This is a genomic window from Staphylococcus sp. GDB20D11A (assembly GCF_016893255.1).
In the GTDB taxonomy this organism is placed as follows: domain Bacteria; phylum Bacillota; class Bacilli; order Staphylococcales; family Staphylococcaceae; genus Staphylococcus; species Staphylococcus aureus.
Genome location: NZ_JAFEPJ010000012.1, coordinates 1 through 1,717, shown reverse-complemented (window position 1 = coordinate 1,717; position 1,717 = coordinate 1). Strand labels below are relative to the sequence as shown.

Genomic DNA, 1,717 nt, shown 5'->3' with positions numbered 1-1,717 from the left:
GTAGCAAATATTAAAGCGATCAAACCAAATCAAAAAGGCGATAAAGATATTCAAGCAGCTATTAAAGAAACCTCTAAATATTCGGTTAAGTCATCTGATTTTTTAACTGATGATGATGAAAGAAATCAAGAAATCGTGAATGATTTAGAAAAAGGTTTATACCGAAAGCGTATGTTGAGTTATGGTGGATTACTTAAACAAAAACATAAGATTTTAAATTTAGATGATGCCGAAGATGGTAATTTGATTAATACAAGTGACGAAGATAAAACAACAGACGAAGAAGAAAAAGCACATTCGATTACGGCAATTTGGAATTTTGAAAAACAAAATTATTATTTAAAAAATTTGAAACGTTAGCTTAAAAGCTAGCGTTTTTTTATGTATTTTTGCCCCTGCGGGAACTATAGCGTTCAACCGGCATGGTTGACCACTTTTCATGCCAACTTTTAAGTTTGCATGTAAATGGGCAGTGTCTTAAAAAATCAACACTGGATTTGCTCGAATTTTAGTTTGTGAAATTAAGATATATTTATTTGGCTCATATTTGCGTTTTAAGAGGGTATATAAGTTTTTTGGTATAAAACTATATGATTTACCCCTAATTCTTTAAAATGCCCCCTTAAAATTCAAAATAAAGGCATAAAAAATAAAAGCTACCCCAAAATTGAGATAGCTTTTTTCTTTCGTACGGTCTGTTTATTTTTCTTTCGACGCCGTATCGTCGATGGAATTCAAAAAAGTTATGGGCTATAAATCTACATCACTTTTTCAAGAATGTAGTAGCAATATTCAAGACAAATTAATTTTTATAACTGCTCGGAATATCTCAAGCCGTTTCTTTAATTTTGAAATAAAAAAATCGACGAAGGTCGATTATGGTTTTTACACGCGTTCTTTTAGAACGCATAAGTGCGCCCTTACGGGAATTAACTAGATTATAACGATGAAAAATAGATCTGTAAAGCGATAACTATTGTGATAAAGTTTGCTAAAAAAAGGAGTGTTTTATTTTTATAATTATCAAGACGATAATAAAAAATAGAACACGCATTTATGCCGAGAAAATTTATTGATGTTGAGAAGAACCCTTAACTAAACTTGCAGACGAATGTCGGCATAGCGTGAGCTATTAAGCCGACCATTCGACAAGTTTTGGGATTGTTAAGGGTTCCGAGGCTCAACGTCAATAAAGCAATTGGAATAAAGCAATTATGTTATTGATTTTAAATTTTTTATATCAAAATGGTCTTTTTCTGTTAAATCATAACCAGAATGAAAAAGAAGTTGAGCTTCTTTTGAAATACATGGTATTTTTCGACCTTTGTAATTAGTTTCTGAAAACCAGTCATTTTGGAAAACATAATTACCACCTTCTGGGTTTGCTTGGGTAATTGATCCATCATCATTTAGATTTATAGGATGAATATCTAAATACCCATATTCTTCATGCTTAAGTTCCATGCGTGAAGGCATCCAATCAACTTCTATTTTGTATCCGATATCTTCTAATTTTTGTATAACTTTTTGAGTGTGTTGAGCGTCAAAATCTATATCTATATCTCTGTGTTCTCTTTGTTGTTTTCCAGTTAATACATCTACCCCCCAGCCACCATCTAACCAATAAGTTACTTTCATGTGTTCAAATAAATCTAAAATATAAAATAAATCTTTTTCTGTTACATTATTATTTTTCATTTTATCCCTCCTAACTTGG

General features: G+C 31.2%; 2 protein-coding genes. One reads left to right on the top strand and one right to left on the bottom strand.

Annotated elements, in window-relative coordinates:
- Positions 1-360: protein rep (locus tag JV528_RS08590; RefSeq protein WP_204254822.1), on the top strand; the 360-nt coding region annotated here is incomplete at its 5' end.
- 852 nt (positions 361-1,212) lie between these two features.
- Here the strand turns inward: JV528_RS08590 and lnu(A) are convergent.
- Positions 1,213-1,698, bottom strand: a complete 486-nt coding sequence (gene lnu(A), locus JV528_RS08585; protein ID WP_001829870.1) for a lincosamide nucleotidyltransferase Lnu(A) — start codon at positions 1,696-1,698, stop codon at positions 1,213-1,215.
- Between the last annotated feature and the right edge of the window lie 19 nt (positions 1,699-1,717).